The sequence below is a fragment of the Candidatus Eisenbacteria bacterium genome, assembly GCA_035712145.1.
In the GTDB taxonomy this organism is placed as follows: Bacteria; Eisenbacteria; RBG-16-71-46; order RBG-16-71-46; family RBG-16-71-46; genus DASTBI01.
The window spans coordinates 1-3323 of the sequence record DASTBI010000074.1 but is presented as its reverse complement, the minus strand read 5'-3'; the positions used below and the strand labels follow the sequence as shown (position 1 = coordinate 3323).

Here is a 3323-nt window from a genome sequence, read left to right as displayed (position 1 = left end):
CAGGTGAAGGTCAGGTTCCCCGTATGACATCAGAACCACGTTCGTGATGTGAAAACACGCTGGCGTCACGCAGCCTAAGTCCTGCGCCGTCCCCGAGCGAAAGTGCAGCTGGAGCGTGTGGCTGTAGTACTCCTGATCGGCCACGACCGGCTGTTCCTGCCCGACGGGAAACACCCAAGTGGATCGAATGCGAATCCGACTGGGCGGCATGGCTTGAACGAGCGGGGTGAATGCCATCGGGATCTGGCTCCAGGACGCGACATCGCACGTGGCTCCGGTGGCATTCGAAGTATCCAGTGACCACCTTCCAGGTTGCGACCACCACGGCGAGATCGTTCCAGACACTTTGACGTCCATGTACGCGTCCACCGCGGCGAGATTGGTGATGTCGACGGGGCTCGAGAACGAGCAGAGCAGGCTGAAGACTCCGGTGTTCGCGCATGCCACCGTCTTGCTGTACTGCCCGCCTGAGCTGACACAGTCGTCCCAGGCCAGATTGGTCTGAGCACGTGCGAGCCCCGCCACGAAGCTCGCGCATACTGCGACCGCGACCGCGAGCTGTCGCAAGTGATTCCTGTTCACGATGACTCTCCTCACGTCGCGCGACGCACACTCGTCCCACGAGGGCATCGGAGACGAAAGATGGCCTCACCCGCAGCCGGGAGCAGCGGCACGAGCAAGCCAGCACTCGCTGGAACTCCATGCGCGGAATCCCGGCGTGCGGACGTGCGAAATAGAGGGAGGAGAAGTGGCCCGCCTAGAACGCGGGCGAAAGGAGTATCAAGCGGTCGATCGCGCCTCCTTTCTTTGCTGTTACGTTGGGAAAATCGTACGCCCCGTGGTCACGTCTGTCTCCAATAATTTGCGATCAAAGCGTTCGCGCGACCACCCAAAGAACTTCCCGCCCGTCCGGACCACGAACGGTATGGATCGGGTCGGTGAGGCGCAGCTCGCCCGGCCGGACGATGAAGAAGACGTGGTCCGGCTTGCCGTTCCCGGTGATCTGATTCAGATACGGCACCCAGAAGTCGGCGTAGAGGAAGTGCATCTTTCCGTAGCGCACGACCACGTCGTACTCGGCCGGGCGCACGTCGCGCGGCTCTGCGAGCCACAGCGCGGATGAGTGTTCGGTGCCCACCGCGAGCACCGACCAGGGTTGATTGAGCCCCTTGACGGTGCAGAAGACCGCGTCGGCTCGGGCGAGCCTCGGCTTCAGCCAGCGCGCGACGTCGAGCAGATCGACGTGATAGGTGTGATAGATCTCCGGCCGCCGATTCCATTCGCCGAAGAACCTGAGGATGAAGCGACCGTCGAAGAAGAGTCCGGCCAGGACCAGGGTCGCGGCGGCGTACGGAACAAGGGCGCGCCGATGCCTCGCCACCCACCCACCGATCGCGCCCGCGCCCCACGCCGCGAGCAGGACCAACGCACCCACTCCGGGTGCGGCGCGCAGCGTGTGAACGCTCGCGTAGCGGCTGATCACGTCGCCGGCGGGATAGGCGACGAGCAGCGCGAGCATCACCCGCGCGGCCGGGCTCTGACGGAAGCGCGTCGCGACGAGCGCGATCCCGGCCAGCATCAACGGCAGCATGTGCCAGCCGAACGCGCCCTGCCACAGCCGCATGCTCTCGAACAGATCGCCCCGCACGAACAGGAAGTCGGGATGGAAGTGCTCTGCCCAGCGCTTCAGCACCATGGCGACGATCGTGGTGAGAGGAGCGCCCGCAGGCCAGAGCCGCGTCATCTCCCAGCGGTGCGCGATCGGCGAGTCGTTGAGGTGAAGGATCGCCAGGGGAGCGATCGGAATGGCGAAACCCGCCATCAGCGCGATCAGCGCCGCTCTTCCACGCGCGGTCGACCACAGCCGCAGCCACTGCGGAAGCAGAAAGAGCGCGAGGCCGAGGAACAAGACCGGGAAGTACAGGCGCATCGCATGGAACCCGTAGCAGGAGACTCCCGCCACGATGCCGGCCAGCGCCGCCCATCGGGCGTCGGGCTCGCGTTTCGCCACGATTCGACCGGCGCGCGGTTTCTCGATGGTCGAATCCTCGAGCAGGAGGCCGGCTTTGATCATCAGCGCCACGACCGCGAGCGCGTGCAGCGGGCACTGGCTGGCGCCGACGCCGAAGCGGCTCAGGAAGAGATGCCATGGATTCAGCGCCAGCATCGCCGCGGCGGTGAGACCGGCGCCGCGACCCAAGAGCCGGGCGCCGATCCACGCGATGAGTGGCACGCACGCGATGCCGGCGAGCCCCGCGGGGAGCCGGGTCGTGGTCACGTTCAGGCCGCCGATCGCCTGGAACGGCATGGTCACGTAGAAGAAGAGCGTCGACGGATAGTCGCCGATGCCGCGGGAGTAGAAGACCGGCCACGGCTGTCCGTTCATGTCGCGCCCGGTCCCGAGCAGGCACCACGAGATCCACGCGCCGATCGCCTCGTCCTGGTTGAGGCCGGGCGGTGCTGAACCCGGCCATCCGAGCCGCAGAAAGGCGCCGATGGCCGTGATCGTGAGCAACGACAGGCGCCAGGCGCGATCGCTCATCGCAGCCGATAGAGGTACATGCAACCGGCGGGTCTCGCCACCGGCGACTGGCCGTGCAAAGCCGCCAGGTCGTACTTCACGGGTTGCTCGCTCATGCCCAGCCGGGTGGTGAGCCGCGACGAGAGCCCGACCATGAAGTAGCTGCTGACGGCCAGCCAATCGCTCTCCGGCCCCGGGTTTCCCCCGGCGAAGATCTCGTAATCGACGCCGTAGAGGGCGGGATCGACGGTGCCGTGATAGGCGAGATGCACCTTGCGGATGCCGAGGCGATCCAGGTCGCGCCGCAGGGCGACCAGCCCCTGTCCCCAGTCGACGTTCGAATCGTTCACGATGCGGTCGCCGCCCCCCGGGCCGCCGGCGAGCGTGTTGAAGAAGGCGAGCGGATACGGAAGCGCCCGCGCCGTCTCGAGCGCGATCGCCGCGATGAGCGCGATCACGATCGCGAGCCTGCGGCCGCCGTTCGCGGTCGCGCGGTCGGAGCACCACACGCACAGGAACGGCAGCATGGGCAAGGCATAGCGCACGCCGTAATCCAGATTCGACAGCATGCACGAGAGCAGCACCACGGTCATCGCCGCCAGCAGCGCGACTTCCTCGAGTCCCCATGGCCGCGTGCGGCGCTCGCGCCACCGCGACCACTTCTGGATGGCGCCGAGCGCAAGGAGTCCAAGCGGCCACTTCACCGCGATCGCCACCGGGAAGTAGAGCAGCGAGTGGCGGTCGCGCACCTGGCCGAGCAGGAAGCTCTCCTTGGCGCCGGGTTGCGACAGGAGGCTCAGGT

General features: G+C 66.6%; 3 protein-coding genes. All 3 read right to left on the bottom strand.

Annotated features, from left to right (window positions below):
• A partial coding sequence (locus VFQ05_04385) for a hypothetical protein (protein HET9325989.1) occupies positions 1 to 582 on the bottom strand: 582 nt, incomplete at its 3' end.
• A 286-nt stretch (positions 583 to 868) separates the two neighbouring features.
• Positions 869 to 2542 carry a hypothetical protein gene (locus VFQ05_04380; GenBank protein HET9325988.1) on the bottom strand — a complete coding sequence of 558 codons (1674 nt, stop codon included), beginning with the start codon at positions 2540 to 2542 and terminating at the stop codon, positions 869 to 871.
• Positions 2539 to 3323: hypothetical protein (locus tag VFQ05_04375; protein HET9325987.1), on the bottom strand; the 785-nt coding region annotated here is incomplete at its 5' end. The genes VFQ05_04375 and VFQ05_04380, both read right to left, overlap by 4 nt.